Source organism: Natronoflexus pectinivorans, assembly GCF_004345615.1.
Classification (GTDB): Bacteria; Bacteroidota; Bacteroidia; order Bacteroidales; family Marinilabiliaceae; genus Natronoflexus; species Natronoflexus pectinivorans.
This window is the reverse complement of sequence record NZ_SLWK01000001.1, coordinates 846160-872086: the sequence shown is the minus strand read 5'-3', so window position 1 is coordinate 872086 and position 25927 is coordinate 846160. Positions and strand designations below refer to the sequence as shown.

At 40.2% G+C, this 25927-nt stretch carries 24 protein-coding genes; 4 read left to right on the top strand and 20 right to left on the bottom strand.

The window, feature by feature from the left end; translation table 11 throughout:
* Nucleotides 1-237: 237 nt before the first annotated feature.
* The 3 genes from EV194_RS03330 to EV194_RS03320 all read left to right on the top strand — a co-directional run bounded on the left by EV194_RS03330 (nt 238) and on the right by EV194_RS03320 (nt 2617).
* Nucleotides 238-888: a cobalamin B12-binding domain-containing protein gene (locus EV194_RS03330; protein WP_132432057.1), complete on the top strand. Its 651-nt coding sequence runs from the start codon at nt 238-240 to the stop codon at nt 886-888.
* Between the two features lie 3 nt (nt 889-891).
* On the top strand, nt 892-1338 hold the full coding sequence (locus EV194_RS03325; RefSeq protein ID WP_132432055.1) for a hypothetical protein: 447 nt from the start codon (nt 892-894) through the stop codon (nt 1336-1338).
* Nucleotides 1339-1450: 112 nt separating this feature from the next.
* The gene (locus tag EV194_RS03320; RefSeq protein ID WP_132432053.1) at nt 1451-2617 is read left to right on the top strand and encodes a sensor histidine kinase; all 1167 of its coding nucleotides are present in this window, start codon (nt 1451-1453) and stop codon (nt 2615-2617) included.
* A 55-nt stretch (nt 2618-2672) separates the two neighbouring features.
* Here EV194_RS03320 and EV194_RS03315 read toward each other — a convergent pair whose 3' ends face one another.
* From EV194_RS03315 to EV194_RS03230, 18 genes are all read right to left on the bottom strand, one after another.
* Complete coding sequence (locus tag EV194_RS03315) at nt 2673-3698, bottom strand: branched-chain amino acid aminotransferase (protein ID WP_132432051.1); 1026 nt, start codon at nt 3696-3698, stop codon at nt 2673-2675.
* Nucleotides 3699-3763: 65 nt separating this feature from the next.
* Entirely contained in the window at nt 3764-4528 is a 765-nt protein-coding gene (locus tag EV194_RS03310; protein ID WP_132432049.1) for a sulfite exporter TauE/SafE family protein, read from the bottom strand.
* 67 nt (nt 4529-4595) lie between these two features.
* Complete coding sequence (locus EV194_RS03305; RefSeq protein WP_165921788.1) at nt 4596-6485, bottom strand: sensor histidine kinase; 1890 nt, start codon at nt 6483-6485, stop codon at nt 4596-4598.
* Between the two features lie 501 nt (nt 6486-6986).
* Nucleotides 6987-8012, bottom strand: coding sequence for a glycoside hydrolase family 5 protein (locus EV194_RS03300; RefSeq protein ID WP_132432045.1), 1026 nt, complete (start codon nt 8010-8012; stop codon nt 6987-6989).
* A gap of 132 nt (nt 8013-8144) precedes the next feature.
* Nucleotides 8145-8819 carry a TatD family hydrolase gene (locus EV194_RS03295; RefSeq protein WP_132432043.1) on the bottom strand — a complete coding sequence of 225 codons (675 nt, stop codon included), beginning with the start codon at nt 8817-8819 and terminating at the stop codon, nt 8145-8147.
* A 112-nt stretch (nt 8820-8931) separates the two neighbouring features.
* Nucleotides 8932-9174: a membrane protein insertion efficiency factor YidD gene (gene yidD, locus EV194_RS03290; protein WP_243699314.1), complete on the bottom strand. Its 243-nt coding sequence runs from the start codon at nt 9172-9174 to the stop codon at nt 8932-8934.
* A 49-nt stretch (nt 9175-9223) separates the two neighbouring features.
* Nucleotides 9224-9625 carry a ribonuclease P protein component gene (gene rnpA, locus EV194_RS03285; RefSeq protein ID WP_132432041.1) on the bottom strand — a complete coding sequence of 134 codons (402 nt, stop codon included), beginning with the start codon at nt 9623-9625 and terminating at the stop codon, nt 9224-9226.
* 135 nt (nt 9626-9760) lie between these two features.
* Nucleotides 9761-10507 carry a uroporphyrinogen-III synthase gene (locus EV194_RS03280; protein ID WP_132432039.1) on the bottom strand — a complete coding sequence of 249 codons (747 nt, stop codon included), beginning with the start codon at nt 10505-10507 and terminating at the stop codon, nt 9761-9763.
* Between the two features lie 45 nt (nt 10508-10552).
* Nucleotides 10553-11689, bottom strand: a complete 1137-nt coding sequence (locus tag EV194_RS03275; RefSeq protein WP_132432037.1) for a DUF4271 domain-containing protein — start codon at nt 11687-11689, stop codon at nt 10553-10555.
* A gap of 57 nt (nt 11690-11746) precedes the next feature.
* The gene (locus tag EV194_RS03270) at nt 11747-12355 is read right to left on the bottom strand and encodes an LOG family protein (RefSeq protein ID WP_132432035.1); all 609 of its coding nucleotides are present in this window, start codon (nt 12353-12355) and stop codon (nt 11747-11749) included.
* A 10-nt stretch (nt 12356-12365) separates the two neighbouring features.
* Nucleotides 12366-12809, bottom strand: coding sequence for a YkgB family protein (locus tag EV194_RS03265; RefSeq protein ID WP_132432033.1), 444 nt, complete (start codon nt 12807-12809; stop codon nt 12366-12368).
* 2 nt (nt 12810-12811) lie between these two features.
* Nucleotides 12812-13180, bottom strand: coding sequence for a YccF domain-containing protein (locus EV194_RS03260; protein WP_132432031.1), 369 nt, complete (start codon nt 13178-13180; stop codon nt 12812-12814).
* Nucleotides 13181-13326: 146 nt separating this feature from the next.
* The gene (locus tag EV194_RS03255) at nt 13327-13941 is read right to left on the bottom strand and encodes a deoxynucleoside kinase (RefSeq protein WP_132432029.1); all 615 of its coding nucleotides are present in this window, start codon (nt 13939-13941) and stop codon (nt 13327-13329) included.
* A gap of 15 nt (nt 13942-13956) precedes the next feature.
* The gene (locus EV194_RS03250; RefSeq protein WP_243699313.1) at nt 13957-15495 is read right to left on the bottom strand and encodes a GH3 auxin-responsive promoter family protein; all 1539 of its coding nucleotides are present in this window, start codon (nt 15493-15495) and stop codon (nt 13957-13959) included.
* A gap of 61 nt (nt 15496-15556) precedes the next feature.
* On the bottom strand, nt 15557-16369 hold the full coding sequence (locus EV194_RS03245) for a fimbrial biogenesis chaperone (protein ID WP_132432025.1): 813 nt from the start codon (nt 16367-16369) through the stop codon (nt 15557-15559).
* 30 nt (nt 16370-16399) lie between these two features.
* On the bottom strand, nt 16400-19345 hold the full coding sequence (locus EV194_RS03240) for an SdrD B-like domain-containing protein (RefSeq protein ID WP_132432023.1): 2946 nt from the start codon (nt 19343-19345) through the stop codon (nt 16400-16402).
* A gap of 5 nt (nt 19346-19350) precedes the next feature.
* Nucleotides 19351-19920 (bottom strand): hypothetical protein, encoded by a 570-nt coding sequence (locus tag EV194_RS03235; protein ID WP_132432021.1) that lies wholly within the window; start codon nt 19918-19920, stop codon nt 19351-19353.
* A gap of 86 nt (nt 19921-20006) precedes the next feature.
* Nucleotides 20007-20696: a hypothetical protein gene (locus tag EV194_RS03230; protein WP_132432019.1), complete on the bottom strand. Its 690-nt coding sequence runs from the start codon at nt 20694-20696 to the stop codon at nt 20007-20009.
* 519 nt (nt 20697-21215) lie between these two features.
* Between EV194_RS03230 and EV194_RS03225 the strand changes: the two genes are divergently transcribed.
* Complete coding sequence (locus EV194_RS03225; protein WP_207915875.1) at nt 21216-23789, top strand: hypothetical protein; 2574 nt, start codon at nt 21216-21218, stop codon at nt 23787-23789.
* A 57-nt stretch (nt 23790-23846) separates the two neighbouring features.
* Here the strand turns inward: EV194_RS03225 and EV194_RS03220 are convergent, their stop codons facing one another.
* Both EV194_RS03220 and EV194_RS03215 read right to left on the bottom strand, forming a co-directional pair.
* Complete coding sequence (locus tag EV194_RS03220; protein WP_132432017.1) at nt 23847-24770, bottom strand: hypothetical protein; 924 nt, start codon at nt 24768-24770, stop codon at nt 23847-23849.
* Between the two features lie 327 nt (nt 24771-25097).
* On the bottom strand, nt 25098-25889 hold the full coding sequence (locus EV194_RS03215; RefSeq protein ID WP_132432015.1) for a glycosyltransferase family 2 protein: 792 nt from the start codon (nt 25887-25889) through the stop codon (nt 25098-25100).
* Between the last annotated feature and the right edge of the window lie 38 nt (nt 25890-25927).

The following is a 25927-nucleotide window of genomic DNA, read 5'->3' as shown; positions in this document are numbered from 1 at the left end:
CAAAAAGCCATCCGGCATTTGATTTGCAATCAAAAACCTAAATATCAACTCATTGCAGAAAAGTTAATTTTAAATAAAAAACTCTCTGCGTATCAAAACAAAAATTATTACGTACAAAACAACGTCTGCCATTTTAACAAAAAAGCGTGCCACATGTTGCAAATCAACCAAAAATTAGTAATTTGTAATTCAAGCATATGTCGGTTTAAATGAAGGAATTTTTTATAGGAGGATGAGATGATGCAAAATCGATTAACGGATGATCTGTATCCAGGGTTTTTATCGGCTCTGTTATCGGGGAATCGCGAAGAGTGCAAGATGATTGTGACACAACTGACCGACGCAGGGATTAATCGCTTCGTAATTTACGAAGCGATGTTTAAACGGGCACTGTATGATGTTGGCGAACTCTGGGAAATGAACCGCATCAGTGTGGCCACAGAGCATTTGGCTTCATCTATAACCGAATCTTTGCTAAATGACCTGTATGCATCAATTAAGGTGAAAAATGATAAGAAAAAGACAGTCATCATTACCAGTGTAGAAAAGGAACTTCATCAAATAGGCATCAGAATGATTAGTGATTTATTTGAATGCAATGGCTGGAGAACGTTCTTTCTGGGAGCCAATACACCAACAACGGAGTTGATCAGTTTTGCAAAAAAGAACAAACCTGACTTGATTGCCGTTTCATTAAGTATATACATGCATTTACCTGTTTTGGAGAACCTGCTTCAAAAAATTAAAGAAGAATTACCCGGTTTGCCTGTCTTAACAGGCGGACAAGCCTTCAGTCATGGAGGCGATGAGATGCTGAAAAAATACGATTTTGTATATTTTCAACCCGACCTTGAGCACACCCGTCAGTTTATTGAAAATATTAATTAAGAAATGAATAAAGAATATCTGCAAAACTCTGCGCGAAAACTAAAACAGGCAGCGCCTTCTGCTGCCGTTGAGTATTATAACCTTTCAGATCGGCTTTCATCTGAAGTTTCCCGGTTATTGTTATCAAGATCAGACATTTCTGAATTAGTTGGAAAAGAAAATCTGGAGATGATGAAGGACAATCATGCCAACCATGCAAGATTTATCTCCGCTCAACTCCAGAACTTCAATTCTGAAGTTCTGGTGAACACTCTGTTATGGGTTTTCAGGGCATACCGAAGTCGCGGATTTAAAGAAAACTACTGGGCAGCTCAATTAAATTGCTGGGTTACCGTATTAAAAAAAGAACTTACAGAGAAAAGTTTTGAAGAAGTCTTGCCTTTATATAATTGGATGATTGTGAATATTCCCCATTTATCTTCCCTCACAGATCCCAAAAATGGTAATTAACCGCTGATTCAATAATTATGAAACATCCATGTTAAGGAATATTGACACACAGGCGGATGATTATTCATGGATGTTCCATGTGGCCTTAAAATACAAATTATAGACACAGGAAATGCTAAACAGGGAGTTACACAATACATTATCCAACTGGACAGAAGAGTTGGCTGAGTCGCTTTCGAAAAGCTCCTCTGTTTTCCTCGCACTATTTTCAACTGAAAAGGAGTTGCTTTATGCAAACAGCAACTTTAAACAACTTATAAAGGATAATAATCCTACGGAAAGCCTTCTAAATCCTTCTTTTGACACCATTCTCTCCTTAAATGCTGAAGAATCACCACTATTTTCCGGGTATATTACAGTAGGCAACAGTCACGGACTAAATAACTCAATACTGGCTGATGTTTTTCGTAAAGGTAAACAGATACTTATTATCGGAGGTATAGATGCGCAGCAATTGATTCGTCAGAATGAAATTATGCTGAATCTAAACCGGGAAATCTCAGACTTACAAAGAGAATTGATAAAAGAGAAGCGGGAACTTGAGAATGCAAACGAAGAACTTACTGCAACCAACGAAGAATTAGACAGAGTAAACACAAGTAAAGATCGGTTTCTTTCCATTCTGGCTCATGATTTAAAAGCTCCGTTTAATTCAATTCTGGGCTTTCTTTATGTTTTATCAGAAAACTTAAGAAGTTACGATGTAGATAAAACAGAAGAGTATATTAAACTGGTGTACAATTCATCAAAAAACGTTTATGACCTGCTGGGGGATCTGTTGACCTATACCAGGGCACAATCATCAGGTTTTCCATTCGAACCAGAAATAATTGACCTTAAAGGCTTAATTGATGAAATAGCTGACATTACCGAAGCGGGCAGAAACGCAAAAGCAATTACTTTTTACAATGAAGTGAATGCAAAAACAGAGGTTTTTGCAGATATTTTTATGCTAAAAACCATCCTTCGGAACCTGATTTCCAATGCCATCAAGTTTACAAATCAAAACGGCATCATCAAAGTATCATCAATAAAACAGGGAGTTTTTGAATCCATCACCGTCTCAGATAATGGAGTTGGGATGGATACGAAAACCCTTTCGGAGCTTTTTGACACTTCAAAAAAATTCACATCAGAGGGAACTGCAGGAGAACAAGGTACTGGTCTTGGTTTGCTACTTTGCAAAGAGTTTACAGAAAGACACGGGGGACAAATTTCGGCAAAAAGCGAGCTGCAAAAAGGGAGTCAATTTACCATCATCATTCCTTCTAAAAAATAACGGGACTATACAAGCATGGCCTATATAATCCCGTCAATGTCTACTGACTCTATTATTACTCCTCAATCAATGTTATCCAGCCAAATTTATCAGGTTCTTCACCATACTGAATGGCTCGTAGTTTGTTATATAGTTTTACCGAAATCGGACCCGGGTTGCCATCCTTGCTATAAACATAGGATTTTCCGTTATCCAGATCGTCAATCTTAGCCACTGGGCTGATAACGGCAGCAGTTCCACAGGCTCCCACTTCCTCAAATGTTTCTAATTCCTCATATGGAACCGGACGACGCTCGGTTTTAAGTCCCAGATCCTCAGCCAGAGCAATTAAACTCTTATTTGTTATGGAAGGAAGTACTGATTTGGATTCAGGTGTTATATACGTATTGTTCTTGATTCCAAAAAAGTTGGCCGGGCCGCATTCGTCAATGTACTTTTTCTCTTTACTGTCGAGATAGAGCACCGCTGAGTAACCTTTCTCTTTGGCAAGGTTACCTGAAACCAGACTTGCTGCATAATTACCTCCCACTTTGATGCTTCCGGTACCATTAGGTGCAGCACGGTCATATTTGCGGGTAATCATCAGGTTGGTGGGTTTAAACCCTTCTTTAAAGTAAGGGCCTACAGGCGTAACAAAAACCATGAAAAGGTATTCGTCGGCAGGAGATACGCCAACTTTAGGTCCGGTTCCAATCAGCAATGGCCTGATGTATAGCGATGCGCCTGACTCCATAGGAGGAACAAAACGTTTGTTAAGACTGACCACTTTTTTGACTGCCTCAATAAATATTTCATCAGGAACGCGCGCCATCATGATGCCATCGGCTGATGATGCCATTCTTTTTGCATTATCTTCCAGACGGAAAATCCTGATTTTCCCGTCCTTGCCGCGAAAAGCTTTTAATCCTTCAAAAGCTTCCTGTCCGTAGTGGAGACATGTCGCAGCCATGTGCATGCTAATCATTTCGGAGGAGCTGGTCTCAAGCTCTCCCCATTTACCGTCTCGGTAGTAACATCGAACATTATAGTCCGTTTTGGTAAAGGTAAAAGATAAATTACCCCAATCAATTTCGCCAGTCATGATAAGTGGTATTATAAAGTTGTAAATGAAGGGTAAAAATACAAATATCTTTGCAAAGATGCATGTTATCGGAGCAATAAGAGTATCGATGAGAGTGCAATAATTACAATTACGATAATACGGAAGCCTTTTTCAGGAATATAACTCACCACCTTTCTGCCTGCCAAAGCACCAATAAACACTGCCGGAACCATTACAAAGTTCATCTGAAGAGAGGCCAAAGTAATTGATTCCCAAACAAAAAAATGGAGCGGCACTTTAATGATGTTTAAGGTAAGAAAGAAAATAGCTCCTGTTCCGATGAAACTGTTTTTGGGCAAACGCATGGAAAGAAGATAGAGATCGAAAATGGGCCCGGCCGCATTGCCAATCATGGTGGCAAATCCTCCGGACAAGCCGGTGAACCCTGAAAGAAAGCCGGATTTTGAAAAATCCGGCTTTTTACCGGAAAAATCAAAGAAAACGATCAATGCAAGACAACTGATGACCAGAACGGCCATCAAATTACGGAAAAGATCATCGCTGATCATCTTTCCTACCAGTACAGCCAGTAAAATTCCTGCCAATGCAAAAGGCATAAGCCTTTTTACATGAGACCAACTCATGTTTTTGCGGTAAAACCGAACTGCAAACAGATCTCCAAAAACCAGAAAAGGCAACAAAATACCGGCAGAAAACATCCCTCCATACATGATTGCCAAAACCGGAATTGTCACCATCCCGATTCCCTTTAAACCGCTTTTGGAAAAGCCAATGATAAATGCACAGGCAAGTGTTATCAACCACACACCCCATGATACCTGCAACGGGTTCAAAATCAATTCTGCCATAAATGCAAAGGAAAGCATTTATGCTGTAATGAACCGATAAACTTTGTTAATTAAAACTACCTGATGACTACCCATTCCGTAAGGAGAAACTGAATATACTTCCTTTCCCGACTTGGCTGGTTGCTGTAATTTCGCCATTTTGCACCTTAATCAACTCATTGCACAAAGGCAGTCCGAATCCGGTACCTCCTTCTCCCTGTGTTCCAGGGGTGGAACGGGTGGTCTCGGCATTAAACAAACGTAGAACTTCCGAAGCTTCAATACCAACACCTGAATCATGAATCTCTACTAAGGTTCTATCATCAAGCTGCTTATGTACGACTTTTACATAACCTCCCGGATGAGAAAATTTGATGGAATTAGAAACTAAATTTCGAACAACAGTATTCAACATGTGTTCATCAGCCACAACGGTGACTCCATCCGGTATTTGATTGTCAATGATTATCTGCTTTGCATCGGCCAGTGATTTCAGATGATTGATGGCTCGGCGTACCTGGACCGACAAATCAATATTTGTCAGCGATGCTTTAAGTTTGCCGGTTTGCGATAATGCCCAGTTCAGTAAATTCTCAACCAACTCATAAAGAGAGTGAACGTTTCCCGATAAGAGCCTAACCAACTCATAGTTTTCGATGGCATTGTTATTATTGAAGTTGGTATATAATAGCTCCATGAATCCCAGAATATTATTTAACGGATTTCTTAAATCATGGGCTATGATGTACAAGAACTTATCCTTCTGATAATTAAGCTCTTTTAAATTATCATTGGCCTTTCGAAGAGATTTTTCAAGGAGAATATGATCCGTAACATCTCTTGCTGCTGCATAAATTTTGCGGTTCTTGGCTTTGGATCTCCATTCTATATATCTGTATGATTTATCTTTGCATCTGTATCTGTTGATAAAGCTTTCAGTCTCTTTTCCATTCTGAAGTTCCTGTATTACTTTTATGGTTGCCTCAATATCATCAGGATGAATCAAATCTATAATTTTCTTGCTTTTTAATTCCTCCAAAGAGAACCCCAAAACTCTCTTCCACGAGGGGTTCAGCATGGTAAAATATCCTTTAAAATTGGCAACAGCCAATAAATCCAATGAGAGAGTGAAATAATTGTTTAATTCTTCCGATTTTTGTTTGGCAAGTCTTTCCGCATTAATAGCATCGGTTATATCGTATGCTGTGCCTATGGCTCCGTTATACTGCCCCTCCTCGTTGTATATTTTACGGATGTTTAATCTTAAATAAACAGGTGTATTGTTTTTACTGACCCAAACAGACTCTCTGCCACGCAGTTGATCTTCAGGCAGGCTCTCCATGAAAAACACTTCTTCTTCATGGATTATATCTGATTGCAAGAATTCTACATACCGCCGTCCAATCATCTCTTGATGGGAAAAACCCAGAATATCGCGACAAGCTTTATTTACAAAAATAAAACGTCCTTCGTTGTTGGTTTGAAAGATAAGTTCCTGAGAAGTTTCAACAAGATTTTCATAAAGATGTTTGATGTCCTGAATCTCCTCTTCAATTCTCTTTTGCTCGGATATGTCCTGAATGGTTCCGAACATATTAACAGGTTGCCCGCTATCATTAAATGATAACTTTCCTTTTCCATGAACCCATATAACGGAGTGATCAGGTTTTAAAATCCGGTATTTTTTATCAAAGGGTTGTAGTTCAGTTAATACATCTTTTTTGAAATAACTCTTCATCTTTTCCCGATCATCAGGATGAATAATGCTTAACCAAACCTCCAGAGTTCTTCCTTCGGGAAAGTTGGTTCCAAAAACTTCATCCAGACCAGATGATTGTTCCCATTTCCCAGAACTTATATCCAGAACATAATAACCAAATTTGGCTATTTTTTCTGCTTCATCCAGAAAATAGGCCTTGTTTTTAAGATCTTCAAAAAGATCTTCCGACTCTTTACTTTTGGTTTTAATTTTTTGCATGATTACTGCTTTAATCTGAACAATCATTATTTATTCAGGTTAGGATTGTTCGTGCAGTATCCGGTGTCAGTAATGCTGAACACCTCCATCATTCATTGAAATCTAATATGTTTATCATTTGGTTCAAATCTGTTGGCATTATAAAAAATTTGTCTCTTCAGTAGCCATTGTGATTTCGCACAAAAGCATGTCTCGACAAGGAGACAAAACATCACTTATCTATATTTCTTTCAATTTAAACTCAATAGCATCAAATTGAAAGTAAACCAACGTTTTTCAACCTTCCAGATCACAATTTATCAATTATAAATATGACATGCAACAAAACAATAATATTATTTTATTGGGTATGGTTTGAGAACCATTTATAGCATCAATTTCCCTAATAAAAAACCACCAATAGAAGTTTTAAAACTTCTATTGGTGGCGCATGTGAAATTGTGTTTATCAATCTACTAAATAAATCTATCCCTAATACTAAAAGCAACCCATGCTAATTGTCTATTCATCTAATTTTTCCTTTCCCAGCATCACATCCCTGAAAAACCTTCCTGATCGGGTTGGGGTATAATTCCAGTCTTTGATTAACTGCGGAGACCAATCCGGATCGAAACACCATGCTACCCAGCTGATTCCTTTGTCACGAAAATATCTCATTAGTGTTCTTCCATATTCCTCATCTCCTATACAGGGAACGTGGGCACCACGATCGGTTGGTTGCATAAACCCAATTTCGGTGGCAATGATCGGATAATCATCTGCGGCGAAACCAAAATCACGTTCCCATTGGGGAATCCATGGCTGGTCACGCTTTTGTGGGTAGGGATGACTCACATAGGCGATTCCAGGTATATTAAGGGGTGCATACATAAGCGGTGTCAGGTCGTATGCCCAATTAAAACCGGCAACCAAAGGAATGGCTTCAGGGCTATTGGCACGAATTACGTATATGATGTCGGTAAGTATTTCAGTCCATTGATCCCATGTAAGTGAACCCAATTGCCCCTGATAAGTTGTTGGTTCATTAAAAATCTCATACATGGCAATAATTGGTTCATCGGCGTATCTGCGAGAAATAGTTAACCAGAAATCAAAGGTTTCGGGTAAACTGGTTTTATACATTTCGTGTTGAAACAATTCAGTTCTAAGATTTCCGATGGAATGCCAGTCGATGATGATGTAAAGATCAAACTCTCTTGCCCACTCCACTGCTTGATCTATAAGTAATAAATAATCCTCTTTCCCTCTTTCCCTCCAGGCTTGTGGATGCACAGGAAGCCTAACGATATTTGATCCCCAGTCGCGAGCAACTCTAAAAAGATCTTTTTTCCATTGTCCCTCTTTAACCAACCGATCTGGATCAGCAAAATTGACTCCTTGAAAAATGATGGTTTCCCCGTCGGGTGTTACAAATCGATTACCCTCCACGGAGATCCTCGGAAGTGATCCTGATGCTTCTGTTTTGATTGTTGTGGACAGGCAAAAGAGAAGAAAGGAGAATTGCAGTAAATAGAAATACGTTTTCATTTTGGTAAAACTTTAGTGATAATTGTGTATGACTCTTAGTGTGCTTTTTACACTATACGAATATACAAAATATAACACAATGAAGCAATAATTTATATTGCAGAAAATCATCAGAGAGAAGAAAAAAGCAAATTAACAGGTAGCTTGGGAGCGGGGAAATTCCATGCCCGGAAATGTTTTAAAGAATGTTGTAGCAATTTTATTCTTTAAATGATTAATTTCAATAAATTGTAATTCTGAAACTTGACTATATAATTTTTCAATCGCAAATCCGGAATCATCTGTTTCGAGAAAAAAAGGCTCATCTCTCATCATAATGAGAGATTTCCTTGCTTTGCTTTTACCAATAAAAATGGCAGAGCCAAATGAGAGCAAAAATCCATTGCGAATTAACTGTTCGGCCAGTTGTGGGTGACCATTAAACCCATGAATAATCCATGGCTGGGTCGGATTGATCTGTTTCTTTAAATTAATAATTTCATTATACCGTCCTACACAATGAATAATCAACGGTTTATGAAGTTGTTCAGAACAATGTACATGCTTTATAAATAGTTCAGTTTGTTCAGATAAACTGCCAGATTTATACTTGTCAAGACCACATTCGCCTATGGTAATTAAATCTTTAATATTAGTCACTTCATCAATCACTTTAATTGAATTAAGACGTGTGGTATCCCATGGATGAACCCCAAAACTAACCGGACCGTTGATCTCCTCCAAATCATCATAACCGGCCCGTATATTTACAATGGAAAATACACCTTTCCTTCGCACTTTGTTATGAGTATGGAAGTCAAAATACATATTAGAAGAAACTGTAAATCAATAGAGCAATTTACAATAAATAATTGAAAAACGAGTCCCGAGGCTTCGGTAACCTTAAAACACAAATTATAGACACATAAAAGGACACTATTCAGGGAACTGGGTCATAGCCGCTCCCTCCCCAAGGATTACATGAAAGAATGCGTTTAACAGCAAGCCAAAGACCTTTGAAAGGGCCGTGCTTTTTAAGCGCTTCAACGGTATAGTGTGAACAGGTTGGGGTATATCGACAACGAGGGCCAATCATTGGAGAAATCCCATATTGATAGATTTTCACCGGCAAGATGAGCAGAAATACAAGTAGCTGTTTGAGATAGTAAAGAATTCTATTCACAATATACCGCTTTAATTCTATTAGTTATGAGTTTTGCTTAATGTATAGATTAAATATTGCATTCCTCAAGGCGTGCTTTAAGTTTATCAAAAGCCTTAATGACTGCTTTTTCAACGCTCTGGTAATCGGCCACTTCATTGTTAATGTAAACAACAGCTGCCAACAATTGTTTTCCCTGCGGAACAACCGAATATAACTGCTGCTTATTTAATCTGAATGCCTCTCTCATTTTTCTTCTGATCAAGTTGCGTTTCACGGCTCGTTTAAAGCGTTTTTTGGGAACAGAAAAGAGCACTTTTGAAGGTGATTGATCGGACGCAGGAACTAACAGATACTGAATGCGCAAGGGGAAAGACGTTACCGAACGACCTTCTGAAAAAAGCTGCTCAATCTGTTTTGTTAAAAACAATCGTTCCTGCTTACCAAATGAATTTCCAACGTTTTTTTGCATTCCACCTAAACAATCAGTTTATATCTGGTTACAAAAACACCCCATTTGGAAATATACCTAAATGGGGCGTTTGTATAATCTTATAAGTTGTTACAAACATAAATTTCAATTCAGCGAAATTTACGCAGAGGTTATCTATTTCTTGTTATGCTGCTTTATAAACATATCCAAAGCTGCGGTCATGGAAGGCGCTTGGGGCATTGGAGCTTGAATATCGAGTCTTAATCCCGCTTCTGTAACAGCTTTTGCAGTGGCCGGACCAAATGATGCGATAACAATATCATCCTGTTTAAAATCAGGGAAATTCTGAAAGAGTGAAGCAATTCCTGATGGACTGAAAAAGACTAACATATCGTAATCAATCTTTTTGATATCGCTTAAATCACTGCTTACGGTTCTGTAAAATATCGCTTTGGTATACTTAGCCTTAGACTTATTCAACAAGTCAGGGATTTCCTGTTTATGAATATCTGAGAGCGGCACCAGAAACTTTTCCTCTTTGTGTTTCTTAATAACTTCCACTAAATCAGCAAATTTGCCGGTGGAATGGAAAATCTTACGCTTTCTGTAAACGATGTACTTCTGCAAATAGAATGCAGTTGCTTCTGAAATACAGAAGTATTTCATGGTATCGGGAACAGTGACACGTGTTTCTTCACAAATTCGGAAAAAATGATCAATGGCAGTACGGCTGGTAAAAACAACAGCAGTATGATCCAGGATGTTAATTTTTTGCTTTCTGAAATCTTTAACATCAATTCCCTGAACCTGAATAAACGGTCTGAAATCAATTTTTACGTTGTTTTTTTCCGCCAATTCGAAATAAGGCGACTTTTGCGTAGTCGGTTTTGGTTGTGAAACCAGAATTTTTTTGATCTTCAATGTGCATCAATTTTAGTTCAACAAAAATCGGAACTCCTCCATTTTCTATTTGAACAGTACCTTAAATAGGATGGATAAGGGCAATATTTCCAGAGCGCAAAGATACAAAATTATGTAATACCCTGAAAGAAGATTCGAAAAATTCTCTTTTATCCCTCTCACTATCTGCATGAGATAAAGGAAGATAAACACCCCCAATCCGATTCTGATAAATATCTCCTGAAACGAAAAATCTATGTAGGGAAGAAACAAAACAAAAGGCATTATTAATACAGAGAATGACTTTGCCGTTGCTGAAGATGATGCAAGATAACCATGAACAGCATCTGATGTTCCAAATATTTTACCCGCCAATCGGTAAACTATTACCTTTGAAGTAAAGAGCAGAAATAGAAAAATAAAAATAAAAGGTAGCAATATGGGTCCGGAATAACCCCAAATGGGCTTTTCCATAATGGATAATATCTGGAAAATAAAAAGTGTGCTGTTCAAATAAAAGAGAAACCCTAGTAAAAATGAAGGCCAAAAATTGGATGCATTTGCACTGGAGAGTCTCGTAATAAAGGAGGGATATATAATAGTATAGAGCAAATCCTTTAAATACCTGCTCCAGCTAAGGCGAACGTAACCCAGTACAACAACAGAAAAAACCACGACACCGGTAAACCAATCATTTTGCAAAAGTGATTTCTCCTCAATTGGCAATTCATCTGAAGATGCGTCAACTTCTGTATATGTTTGTTTAGCGACACTTGTGTCATCATGATCTAATCGTGTTTCGTGAGTGGGATGTCCCATCAACGAATCGGCTTGAATTGAAATCTCTCTCTGCAAATATTCCTCGCTAAATAAAGATTCAGACGTTTCTTGGCTCCAACCATCAGTGTTATAATCAAACTGCCAGTTAACGGCAGTTCCAAAAGATTCGGTAAGGTTAAAATAGATTGAATCGTTTTGAGATAAACTTGGCGGGGGAGCAACCCTGCGAGGGGGAGGTGGTGGTGCCGGTTCACGAATGGTATCAGGCTCGAGCAACTGAATTCGGGTGCGAAAGGACTCAAGCGTTGGCGTTGGAATATTCAACCCGGGCGAAAGCCGGGGTTGAGGAATTTCAACTTGCACCTGAACGGTATCGCTCGTTAGCTCTGTATGTAGCTCTTCCAAATCCATTTCGTATGTCATATATTTGGCATAAAATTACAAATTACTGCCAAATATCCTTTAAAACCCTGGTGGATGTTATTGCATTGATTGATTTTGTGATTCCGAAACAGCGGCAAACTTAATCACCTCCGGACCCCACTTATCAGTGTTTTCTATTATTTCAACGACCTCTTCAGGTCGTTGAGCTGCGCTCCACATGCTGAGATGCTCTTTGCGCATAAAATTCTCCCTGGCCATTCGTTCAGCCATTTCAATTAAAGGGTCAAAATAATTGTTGGTATTCAGTAAAACAATGGGATGGGGAAACATTCCAAGTTTCTTTAGTGATACCACTTCGTATAACTCTTCTAAAGTTCCGCTGCCACCAGGAAGTGCAATCACGGCGGAGGTATTCTCAATTAAAAGTTGTTTCCTCTGGTGCATGCTGTCAACATGAACCATATCTTGAACCCCTTTATGTTCCCATTCTACCTCAATCATAAATCGGGGTATAATGCCCTTAATCCTTCCGCCATTCTCAAGAACGGAATCGGCAATGGCGCCCATTAACCCAACGGCACCGCCGCCATATATGATGCCATAGCCTGATTTTACCAAATTCGATGCGAGCTTTTTCGCTTCGTCAAAATAAACTTGCGGAATCCCAGGACTGGAAGCACAATAAATGGTTACCCACTTTTCCATATCAATCATTTTATAATGAATCGCTTAAACACCAGGCCGCCGCACCAAACAGAATAAAATCCTTAAGAAAAGCCTGTCCTGCACGGGACAATTCAGGAAATCCATAGCCTGAATGCCAAACCACACCTGAGGAGAAAAAGACCAATATCCCGGCAAAAAATATCACCATGGCCAGCAATCCACCCCAGACGGATAGTTTTCGCGAGACAGGCTTCAACATGATGAATAACCCTGAAATGATTTGCATCCATGCAATAATCGATGTAAATGCGTAAATGGTAATGTATTTGAGCATCCATGAGAACAGAACGGTTTGCGACATGGCCTGCTCAATATAATGTGCTTCGGTGTTTTTAAATTTCAGAACACCCAACCAAATTAAAATAAGTCCTAATCCATAGCGAAAAAGAAACCTGGCCAATGAAAGCATCGATTTTTTAAATAGTGACCGCATAGCTATTGAATTTTATAATTAAACGGAGTGAGTGCGACTGTTGCTAGCTTAAAATGCTGATTGGCAAACGGAATACCTATAATTGTTATGAACAATATGAGACCCCAAAAAATATGGGTAAGCGCAATCCAAATCCCGAAAAAAACAATCCAAATTAAATTTAGGATAACTCCGAGACATCCTCCTGAACGTGCATTTGGAACCAATTTGGCGTGAAAAGGCCATATGGCTGTCAACCCAAGTTTAAACGCCTGTATTCCGAAAGGAATGCCAATGATGGTGATGCATAACACCAACCCTGCCAGAAAATACTCTATGGCAATGATCAAACCTCCGAAAAGTAACCAGATTAGGTTTCCTAAGATTTTCATATGCAAATAATTTGACTTTTAATGGTCAAGCTTGTACCCGTTAAAGCGCAACAGGTTATCTACTTGTGTGTCGAAGCATTCGGCATGGTTCGTTTCATGGTTGATATATTATTGTCCGTTGTCGATGAATGGTTTTCTATGAGAATCTAAAACAACCCGTGAATATTTGCATCTACTTTATCAAATACGGCACTGAGTGCCGTATTTTCATTAATAAAATCGGTTTCATCAACATTGATGGTCAATATCTTGCCACTGTTATAATTGAGAATCCATCTTTCATACTTCTCATTTAGTTTTTTCAGATAATCCAGCCGAATGGACTCTTCATATGGCCTTCCTCTTTTTTCTATCTGCCGAACGAGTGTGGGCACTGTTGCCCGCAAATAAATCAATAAATCAGGTGGCTGAATCAATCCGGTCATCAACTCAAAAAGCGAAAGATAGTTGTTGTAGTCCCGGTTACTCATAAGCCCCATTTCATGAAGGTTGGTTGCAAAAATATAGGCATCTTCATATATGGTACGGTCCTGTACAACCGTTTCGGGAGATTGTCGGATTTTCACAATCTGTGAAAATCTGCTGTTTAAAAAATAGACCTGGAGGTTAAAAGACCAGCGCTTCATGTCCTCATAAAAATCTGCCAGATAAGGGTTTTCGTCCACCTCCTCATAGTGTGCTTCCCAGCCGTAGTGTTTTGCCAGTAATGTGGCCAGAGATGTTTTTCCGGAACCAATATTCCCGGCTATGGCTATGTGCATGATGTGAAAGTTTTATTAATGATTCAGCTCCAGTAAGTCATCCATATATTCTCTGTTATTGGCCAGCCGCGGGACTTTATTCTGACCCCCCAATTTCTTTTTCTTCTTCAACCAGTCGAAAAACAGCCCTTTTCGTGCTGTTACCAAATCAGGCATCACAAGGGTCATATCTTTATATCGTTTGGCTTCGTAATCGCTGTTAACTTCTTTCAAGGTTTCGTCCAGCAATTCCATAAATCGCGACGGATTTTTTGGCTCGGATTCAAACTCAATGAGCCACTGATGTCTCCCTTTGGATTCGGCACTCATATAAACCGGTGCAGCCGTGTACTCCTTTATCACCGCTCCTGTCTCCTTACACGCTGTTTCCAATGCTTTTTCTGCATTTTCAATCATCATCTCTTCACCAAAAGCATTGATAAAATGCTTTGTGCGACCAGTGATGATAATTTTGTGGGGAGTTTTGGACTCAAAACGGATGGTATCGCCTATCAAGTAACGCCATAAACCACCATTTGTGGTGATAATCATGGCGTAATCCACGCCGATTTCCACCTCATCAATCAATAGCGTTTTAGGGTGGCTTTTACCAAGTTCAGATAGAGGCATGAATTCATAAAACACACCATAATCAAGCATCAACAACATGGCACTGGAGGAGAAATCGTCCTGAATGGCAAAAAATCCTTCAGAAGCATTATAAGTCTCCAGATAATTCATTTCGCCTGAAGGAATTAAATCATGGTATTGTTGGCGATAAGGCACAAAACTCACCCCTCCATGGATGAACAGCTCCAAATTTGGCCAAACTTCCAGTATGTTCTTTTTGCCGGTAAACTCCAAAACATTTTTCAACAACACCAGCAGCCAGGACGGAACACCTGCAAATGCTGTCACATTTTCTTTGACCGTGGTTTCGGTTATCAAACGAAGTTTCTTTTCCCACTCATCCAGCAAAGCGATATCACGACCCGGCGTTCTCACAAAATTGGTCCAAAAAGGCATGTTTTCGATTAAAATCGCCGACAAATCCCCATAAACCGAATCATTGCTGAAGTTGTTAATTTGGTTGCTGCCACCCAGTGTCAAAGTTTTTCCGGTGAGCATTTTATTATCAGGCCGTAGAGAGTTATATATGAGCAATGTGTCTCGACCGCCCTGGTAATGACAATCGTTGAGAGCTTCTTTTGAGATGGGTATAAATTTGCTTTTTGTTGACGTGGTTCCGCTGCTTTTGGCGAACCACTTAATCTCCCCCGGCCATAACAACCCTTTCTCACCTTGCCGTAACCGAATTACATGAGGCATAAAAGCCTCATAATCCTGAACCGGAACCCTTTCACGAAAAGCATCTTCACTTCGAATGGACGAAAAATCATACTCTTTGCCAAAGACTGTGTCTTTGGCCTTATTTATCAGCATCCTGAATTGTTCGTGTTGCACCTCGCCCGGATGATTCCTGAAACGGTCAATCTTAGTAATTCGACTGGAGTTAATAAAAGAAAAAATATCATTGATGATGGGCATATATATCACATTTAATTTCTGATCCAAAGATAAGGATTTTTGATTAAGTGATAAATGCCTGTAAGAATTAGATGATTAGATTTAATATCTAATCAATAATTAAATCCAGTTCAGCGCCTGCCAAATCAGTACGGCTGCCATAATCAATAATTCCAAGTATAGAATAACGACCGGGAGGAAAGTCTTCAGGCAGACGGAAATTCACTTCCCGTTTACCTCCCGGCAAAACGGTGAAGGCACGATTCATGATTCGCTGACTTTCGCCGGTGGTGGAATTTACAATATCCAGATATGGCGCACAGTCAATGATGGCTCGACCTGTGTTTTCAACTTCCATTCGCAGGACTACTCCTGCATCATTAGGACCGGTTACGTCTCTAAAACTCAGCACCGATGCTTCGCGCATATTTTCCAATGCAGGTGGCGTTTGAAATACATGAAAAAGAAACTCAAACGTCTGAATAATCTGCATGCCGGTAACATTGTCCCCACGCTCCTCCAGCGCCTTACGCTCCGTTGCCAATCGCACCTGTCCCACAGCCCAACGAACCGACAAGCCCTCCGAGCCGGAAGGTACCTGAAGTCTGATTTCAATATCTTTGGTTTCACCGGGGGCGGCTTCAAAGAATGCCGGAGACGCAGTTAGCCAACTGGCACATCCATGCTCATACTCATCTATAACAGTGGTTTTTCCCTGGTTGCCCTCTGAGGCAAAATTGGAAAATGAAACCTGAAAGGTCTCAGAGCGATTACCATTATTGGTTACACGCAAAAGCTGTGTCCCCGACTCCCCGGGTGAAAGTTTGTAATAAAACCTAGAAGGGGATATGGATGCACTTTGTGAAAACAAATTGCCTGATAAAAAAACGATGGTAGCGATAAATGCCAATAATCTGTTCATATATTATGCTGTTTAATTTCCTCCTACGTATCATTCACCATTTTGGTTCTCATTATTGTTTGCTGCTGGTGTCAATCTGATGGTTCTGCCGCGTTCCACCAACTGGAAGTTAACTGAATAACTGGCCACTGAGCCCGTTACTCTTAAGTTTATGTTGTTCTCAACAACACTGAAACGTTCATCAATAACTGCTTCGTTAATGGAAATGGCGTAATTTCCTCCAGGAAGATACATCACGTATCTTCCATCCCTGTCGGTAAGAGAACTGAATGATTGGCCACTGGTCTGATTGGTGGCAGTAATGCGAATGTTGTTGAGTCGGATGTCGCGCTGCTGGCCAAACTGGTCACGCTGTACCAGAATTGCACCACTCACACGCGCGCCATCGCTGTATGGCAGGTAATATCTTCCACGTGCAGTAATCTCCCTGTGGAACCGCTTGGTTTCAGATAATGCACCCTGCGCCGATAAAGGAATGGTTTCAATGATATAATTTCCACGGGGTAGATTTCGAAAACTCACCTCCCCATTATGGTCGGTAATCAAGATGTACTCATCGGTAGTAGCATAAAAATCGTTCCCCTCCGGGTCACTCATGGGCGTTTCAAGAGTGGCCTTTACCAATACATTTGGTATTCCCTGTTCTTGCCTGTCCTGCACCCCGTTCCCGTTTAAATCCTGAAAAACTACGAATTGCGCATCTGAATTCCTGGGAAGACTGGCCGGTAGATTAAAATTAAATTTCACTCCGGCACCAAACTCAAGGTAATCGGTACTGGTGGAGGGTGTTAGCATACTTTGGGAAGTACCTTCCCGAAACACCTCCCTCTGATAACTTCCATGGCTAAACAACATGTATCTGCTGTAGAAAGAGAAAACAAATCCACTACGAGCCAGGTAAAACAGTTCCGGCCTGAAATTTACCTGCTGCCGGTTGCGCCAAGTGCTGTAATTATAGTTTAACCCGGTGTTAAGATTTATATGCCCATCAAACAGCCATAGGTCATGTGTAAGATTACCATACAGCTTCTGTGGATTAAACTCTGTTCGGACAAACTCCATTTGGTCGAAAATGGTATAAGGACCGTAAAAGTATCGAACCGAAGCATTCAGGTCGTTAAACCGCAACGATGTACGGATGTGTGCTGTAAATATATTTCCCAAATCGGGATACTTCTCAAAATTCATGATGCCGACCGAAGCATTTGCAAATAATCCAACCTGATTGGTGCGTATGCGATATTCCAAATCCACTCCATACTGGTCGCTGTGCATATAAGAACTTCTTATCATATGCCACGAAGGACCCACGCCATAGTGCTCAGCACCGTTACGGTGCTGATATTTAAATACAACCCGGTTGCGTTCATTATAAAGCGAGTCAGAAACCAATTGACCTCTCGAATATCTTTCAGGTTCATAGCTGTAAACCGAACCATGAAGTTGGAAGCTGTTCCTGCTATCGAGACTGTATGTAACTCCCGATGAAGCTGAAATAATGCCATTGCGCGGCGAGTAGCCCGGTGAACCGTAATACCCATTGACTGAAAATCCAAATCGATTGATGCGGGTATTATATCCCAAGGCTCCGTAAAATCCGTCAACAGAGAAAACAGAATCGGGATTCCAATTATGGTTTTCGGTACTAAAGCCTGCTGCCATGCGTACACTGTGGTTATCCATCAACCTGGTGGATGCATTCAATATGGCAAGGGTTGATTCCGTCCGGCGCAAGTCATTGTTAATGTGTTGTCCGTAAATTTCAGCCCGTGTATTTTGCATCCGGTACATGTAGTTCACTCCAAAACCTTCTGCCGTGGCATCATCCAGGATGTTGGGCTGGCGCACATAAGTTGCCCCCAGTGTGTGATTTTGGTATGTATAGCTGCCTCGCAAACCTTTTCCACTGATGCCGGCACCGTGGCGATTTAGGGAGAGATTTCCGGCTTCAACACTGAATGTATTATTAAAATATCCAAGATAGTGATAGTTCCCACGCAAGGCATCCCAGTCCCATTGGTTATTAATAAAATCTGTCTGGTAATAGTAGTTCAGCATGCCACTGTTTCTTTCGAAATAGGTAGTGCCATATAGATTTAAAGTCGCATAAGTATAATCAGAAGCAATGTTGTATGTGTTAAACTCGGCCGTTACCGGCAGAGAGTTAAACCGTGATGGTTTAACTTTTACATCGCTTCCAAGTCTGAAACAATCAATGGTTCCACTCCAGCTTCGGCCTGCCTGCCTTACCGATGCTTCAGTGGTAACACTGAATCTTAAACGGTATGACTCTTCATAATAGGCCTGTGGCTGCACTACCGGTTTTCGGTCTTCATCGTACAAAACAACAGGAATGGTTATAATGGTATCCCTTCCCGGGGAAAGAAAAATACCTTTTTCAATTCCCGAAACAACTAGCTCTTTGGTTCTGAAACCAATTCCCGGATGGGCTTCGCCCCGGATGATGAAGTTTTCGTCGGCATTGCCTGTGTTGGATATGCGCAGTTGTACCGAACCGGTGTCTCGTCCGGCAGGAAAATAAAACCTGTGCCCGGATGTGGACGCCGTCCAGGCGCTCGTTCGGACAAAAGAGATGTTCCATTCGGCATTTGCAATGGTGATGCCCTTCGACGTAACCACTGCATTGACGGGGTAACTGATGTTTCCATTTAATTGGCCACCCGGCATTAGGCGCACCGGCACAAAAACAGAATCGCCGGGGTTTACTATAACTGCGCGAGTTGTTGATCCCCACAACCTCCAGCCACCGGGTACAGAGATATTAACCTGGAGTTCCTGATTTTGCCTGGTTCGGTTTTTAATGATTAAAACGTTAGATGCCAATCCTTCATCACGAAGTTCGGAATATGGCTCACGAAAATGTACCTCCACCCCGGAACCCTGCGCATGAACCATGGTTGGTACTGCTGATAAAATCAGCAGTATAATGAGCCATATTTTCGTGAGGTGGTGCATCGATGTTATAAATCTTCTACCAAAACGTATTGAATGGTTAAACTGTACAATCCGGCTTTGTAATCAAATCCCGGCACCACTCTCAAATCTATTGAAAAGCGATAGCAATTGGGATTGACAAGGTAACTCCCGGGTGCATTGGTTCCCTGGTCGGGACAATTAACCGGAAAATCTTCTACTTCAGAGCCAATGATGTAAACCGGGTCAGTAATATCACTCAACGGTACAAATCCGGAAACCAGAGAGGTGTTGCTGAGGTTTCGCACCCTCATTTGAAGAATGGAAACAGGTGGCTTTTCACCATGTATGGAGTAAGCAGATATTTCGTTCCAAAAGCCGGGCTCATCCGTCTGTGTTCCCACGTACAAATCCCACTGAACGTCGGACTCAATGTTGAGCGTGATGGCATTTGAAACGGTTACCCCTGTTAAATACTGATTAACCGTAGTGAAATTAAACTCCACGGAAGGTGATGTTTTTACAGCAAAGGAAAGCTGGTCCTGAGCCTTAATCAGCCCGGAAAAAACAAAGATGGTGACCACAATGCAGTAAAATCGTAATGAAATACAGCGCATGAACATGTTTTAGTTCTAAAATACGCAAAAAAACAGAAAACAGGGTAAAAACCCTGTTTTCTGACTACAAATATTTTAAAAAACTATTACAAATCTTCCACTAAGGAATAAACCACCTCAAGATAGTAGTACCCGGCAGCTGCAAAATCAGGAGCATCTACAGGAGCACCAATTGCATCAGGAATATCAACTTCCGAATTGGGGAATGTAGCAGGGATATCAGGAACCAGTCTCATATCCAGTCTGAAACGGTGCGTATCAGCATTTGCAGCAGCCGTACCCGGAGCAAAAGATTCTCCAATGGCAGTTCCTACCTGACCGGCTAAAAACTGAGTTTCATCTGTTGGACCACCGGCAGCTTCTGAATTGGTTAATCCTCTTAATGATGTAAATCCATTAAAGTTTTGAGGAGCAAGACTGGTGACAGATGACTGAATCTCAAGAATTTCAGCTGGCAAAACTCCACTTCCATTGGTTGAGTACTGCTCAACCTGCACCCAGTTATCGGTGCTTGCATAGGCGTACAAATCCCAGTTCATGGTGGCATCAACCTCCAGTTGCACAGCGTTAAAACGGGTAATTCCCTGCTGGTATTCCTGAATGGTTCTGAATACAAAATCCACCTGGGGATTGGTGGTCATGGTAAGATTGAGAATTCCTCGCAAATCCATGGTCACATAGTTATACTCTTCGTCGCTGAGCTGTGCCACAGCGTTTGGTGCAAATGATAAACCCAGTATCATAACTGCAGCAAGTGTAAGTAGTAGTTTTCTCATAACCCAATTATTAATATTAAAAATAAGTGATTTCTTAGATACTGTTTAAATTTATAATAAATCTACATTGAAGATTTTTTAGATATTAGACATTTAGACTGATAGACAAGATTTATCTAATTATCTTTCTCAGCTACTCTATCTGTCTAATTCCGAATGCCTCGGGATAACATTCTTAGAGTCTCCAACATGTTTATTAAAATAAATTTAATCAGTTACTTAATTCAAGTTAAAACAATTTTGGATTAATGTAAAGGGCAACTACGGCTGATTTGGTGACCTATTATACTTCAACCTTTGAAATAAGGTTTCCATTTTGTTAAATATTTTTTGAGGTAACTGCCTCAAAAAGTAATTTACCAAGGCGCACACAAAGAAAAAACATAGCTTATTTCTTTAAAGATAGCCCTTTGTGTATCTGGCAGAATTCGTTATGTACTTTGTGGTTTATTGGTTCTAAAATGGCTAAACCATCATATTTTTTATATTTTTGGTGTTCAATAGTATAAAATCAGACACATGCTTGAAAGAATTAAACCCCTTTTGCCCTATTTGGGCATCGTAGCATTTTTTATTGTTATCACATTTGCCTACTTCAGTCCGGTTTTGGAAGGTCGCGGACTTCCGCAAATGGATAATACTAAAGCCATTGGAATGGCCAAGGAGTTGGTTGACCATGAAAAAGAGACAGGAGAACGCTCCATGTGGACCAACTCCCTTTTTAGCGGCATGCCCGCTTATCAGATTCGTGGGGATTCATCTGCCAACCTGTTCAGCTACGTGAACAGGTATTCACGCCTGGGATTGCCTTACACCACGGTAGCCATTGTATTTTTATACCTGATAGGATTTTTTATTCTCATGCGCAGCATGGGATTTAACCATTGGCTGAGCGTCATAGGTAGTGTGGCTTTCGCATTTGGCTCATACAACTTCATCATCATCATTGCCGGGCACATCACCAAAGCTTATGTAATTGCTTTAATGGCACCCGTTTTGGCAGGGATTTTATACACATACAACAAAAACAAATGGGGCGGTGCATTATTTACCACTGTTGCACTTGGAGCCAACATCGCCTATAACCATGTGCAAATCACATATTATTTGGCATTGCTGGTGATGATACTGGTTATTGACAGACTGGTTCGTGCCATTGCACAGAACAATCTAAGAGATTTTTTACAACGTACCGGACTGCTTGCCATAGCCGCGGTTTTGGCCGTCCTACCAAATATGACCAATCTATGGACTACCTGGGAGTACGGTCAGGAGAGCATCCGTGGACGTTCATTATTGGCTGAAGAAAAAACAGAGCAACGGCAAAGGGGACTGGATCCCGATTATGCATTTGCTTGGAGCTACGGAAAAGCGGAAACTCTGACCCTCTTAATTCCTAATTTTATGGGAGGCGCATCGGAGCCCATTGGACTAAAACCTGAACTTCTAAATGGCATTGAAGACCGAATCAGTGAAGAGATGATGGCAAGGGGCTACAACCTTGGTGAGCAGCATAGTCAATTTGTGGGCCAGTTGGCAAATGAAGTGGCTCAACAATCGCAATACTGGGGAGGAAAACCGTTCACTTCGGGGCCGGTTTATGCCGGAGCCATCGTGTTCTTCCTGTTCATTCTTGGGCTGTTTATTTACAAAGGAAAGGAGAAATGGTGGCTGTTGGCCGGAACCATACTCAGTATTTTATTGGCCTGGGGTAAAAACCTGGAATGGTTCAACATGCTGATGTTTAACCATTTCCCGTTATACAACAAATTCCGCACCGTTGAAATGGCGTTGGTTATCGCTTCGCTTACCATCCCGGTTATGGCGGTTTTAACGCTCAGGGAGGTTTTTAATAATCCACAAATAATTCGAGAAAAATCAAATCAGTTTTTAGCAGCGTTTGGATTAAGCGGTGGAGTTGCACTCTTTTTCTATCTCTTCCCCGGCATTTTGAGCTATATGAATGAATTTGAAATGTCGTCGCTGATGTCGCAACAAGCATCAAATCCGGATCAGGCCTTTATCTATGATATATTGATGAGGGAAATGCAAAATGCCCGGATGGCTCTGCTGAAGGCCGACGCCTTCAGATCCTTGGTTTTTGTTGCTTTGGCAAGTGCATCGCTATGGTTCTTCTCAGGCAATAAGATTTCTGCCAAATATGTTATTCCGGGAATTTTAATTCTGATACTGGTGGATTTATGGGGTGTGGATAAAAGATATCTCAACAATGATGATTTTGTTCCTGCCCGCCAAATGCGCGCACTTTATACGCCTAATGAGGCTGATAGAATCATTTTTGAGGATGATGATCCTCATTTTAGGGTTTTCAACTTACGAAATCCGTTTAACGAAGTACACACCAGCTATTTTCATAAATCCATCGGAGGTTATCATGGTGCAAAGCTTCAGCGATACCAGGATGTCATTGATCATTACCTGGGAGATTATATGCGCCAGCTTTCCATGTCGGTTCAGCAAAGCAGAAATACTGAATTCATCCGTCCGCTATTATCCTACATGCCGGTATTAAACATGCTCAATGCAAAGTATATTGTGGCACACCCTGAAATGGCTCCGGTTTTAAACCCCTATGCCAAAGGCAATGCGTGGCTGGTTGAGAACATTCATACAGTAAATAGTACTCTTGAAGAACTTGAAGCCATTGGTTCAGTTGATTTAAGTAAAAACGCAGTGGTTCATATGGACTTTTCAGACATCCTTGAAAAAAAGACCATTGGTTCGGGTGGCGGACACATAGAGTTGATTGAAGAAAGGCTCGAATATTTGCAATATTTATCGAACACAGACTCCCCAACTTTTGCAGTATTCAGTGAAATCTATTATACCGGAGGCTGGAGAGCTTTTATTAATGGCGAAGAGGTTCCCATCATACGTGCCAATTATCTCTTAAGGGGATTATTTGTTCCGGCAGGTAACAACACCATTGAATTCAGGTTTGAACCTACTTCGTATCGCTACGGAAAACTGATATCATATATCAGTTCAATACTGATTTTGATATTGGTTGGTCTGTTTTTTTGGAAAAGAGATAAATTCAGAGCTACTAGAGATGTGGAGGTAATCGACTAAGATATATATGATGTAAATAAAGATTAAAGGCCGTGAATGATTCACGGCCTTTAATCTTTAATCCTGGCATATCTTTCCTAAAATAGCATTCTGCTCCATTTTTGTTATTGAGAGTTCAGATTCAATGCGTATCATTTTTGTTTTTAATCCCTGAAGAAGGGCTTCCAGAGAATTTTGTGTTTTACGTACGTAAAAAAGCGCCAGTTTAATTTTTTTCTCTTCAAGCCAATCAGCAATGAGGTTATTAAAAAATGAGTTTTTAAAGTCGGTAATCGCCTCCAGATGAAGATTTAAATCTCTCCCCTCCGAGAACTCACCCAACTCATTCTTAAAAGAACACAACATCATATGAGCTTGTACCGAATGATTAAAGACATCATCAGAAACATCCATTTCTCCGCCTGCTTCTGTTCCCCAATATTGAATGTCCCGCAAAACTCTTTGTAATACAATTAATTCAGCTCGGGCATTCTCCCCTGTTTCATAGGCAGAAACGGCTTCTTCAAGGTCGGCTTTAAGGTTTTCAATTTTGAATGTATACGGAATCAGCATCTGAGCATTTGTGTTTTCCGAACGATCTTCGAGGTACTTCTCCATCTCCTTTTTCACCTTAAGCTCCTCACGCTCCATGGATCTTATATTTCCGGATGGTAAAACCTGCATGAAAACCCTTTTTGTTAAATAATCAATAACTCTGGATCCGGCCATTTGATTTAACTTGGTGATCAATAATTCTCTGCGAGATTTATTCTTCAGATGTTGATTTTCTTCCAATATGATTAAAAAAATCTGATAAAGAGTCAGATTTTTAGCCATTGAAGCCCCGAGCTCATATTTCTTCAACCTTGTCTCTGCTTTTCGAAAAACCGAACGTTCATTTTTTAAAGCTTCATTACAGTTATCATAAATTTGCTTTTGATAATTATGACGTCGAATTTCTATTCGAATTTCAGAAATTTTTTGTTGATAATGGTGAAACATAATGATCTTCTGTTAAAAATTCAGGAAAACAATTCTCCTCATTTTCAAATGTCATATTGCTATCTAACTGCTCTTTATGATACTAATCTAACCCTGACACCCAAAATAAGATGAGATATTTACTTTAAACTTCTACGCGGGTAAGGATTCTACCTATTTAACTAAACTATCTATTTCCAACAATACAAACAGATTGATTGAAAATTTTAAAGCACAGTACATTACAACACGATTCAACAATTTACAGGCCAAATTTCCCCCTGCGGTCAAAGATATATAAAATTGGTAAAAGATTGTATACCTTTGACTTTAGTTTTTTGTTAATTTTCAGAATCTCTTATGTTTAACAAAATAATAAATAAATCTTAGTGCAATTGGAATGTGATGTAACAGAGCAGGTAAGAATCCGAAGTAATGAGTCATGATTATGAATCTTTCTTTTAAACCGGGAAAAATATTTTGCCTTGTGAGCCCTCCTTCTAAAAATCGTGATAGTACCATCCCAGTATTTACAGTTGTAGCAGCACTCTTAAACGCAGAAACTACCCAGTCATAATCCGATGACAATCTGTACATAAGACTGTATTTCGAAGCGGTATTTCTACTAACAATTACAGATTGATGGCTTACCAGCATCCCATTTAAAAAATCTCTATATTTTAACCTTTTTTTAGGACGTAATCTCCGCAACCCTATTTCTTGACCACTGTAATCGACGATCATTGTTTCCCCGTAGTAAATATCAGCTTGAGGAAAATTCTTGAAGATTTGCGACAAAATCATCGGATCAGACACCTCGTCGCCAGCATTGATAAACCAGAAATAATCGCCAGAAGCCAGACTCATCCCTTTATTCATTGCATCGTAAAGTCCTTCATCAGGTTCACTCAACCAAAGGGAAATCATACTCTCATATTTCCGGATGATCTCAATGGTACCATCACTGCTGCCTCCGTCTACAATGATGTACTCCAAGTTACTATAATCCATTGCGACGATGCTTTCAATCGTACGTTCAAGTACGTCAACGCCATTGTACACAACGGTAATTATCGAAACTTTAGGATAAAAGCCATTATTTAAATGAGGTTTTGTAATATGAGATGGTTGAGACTTCATATATTTGTAGAATGACCTGTCAAATATAGTAATTAAGA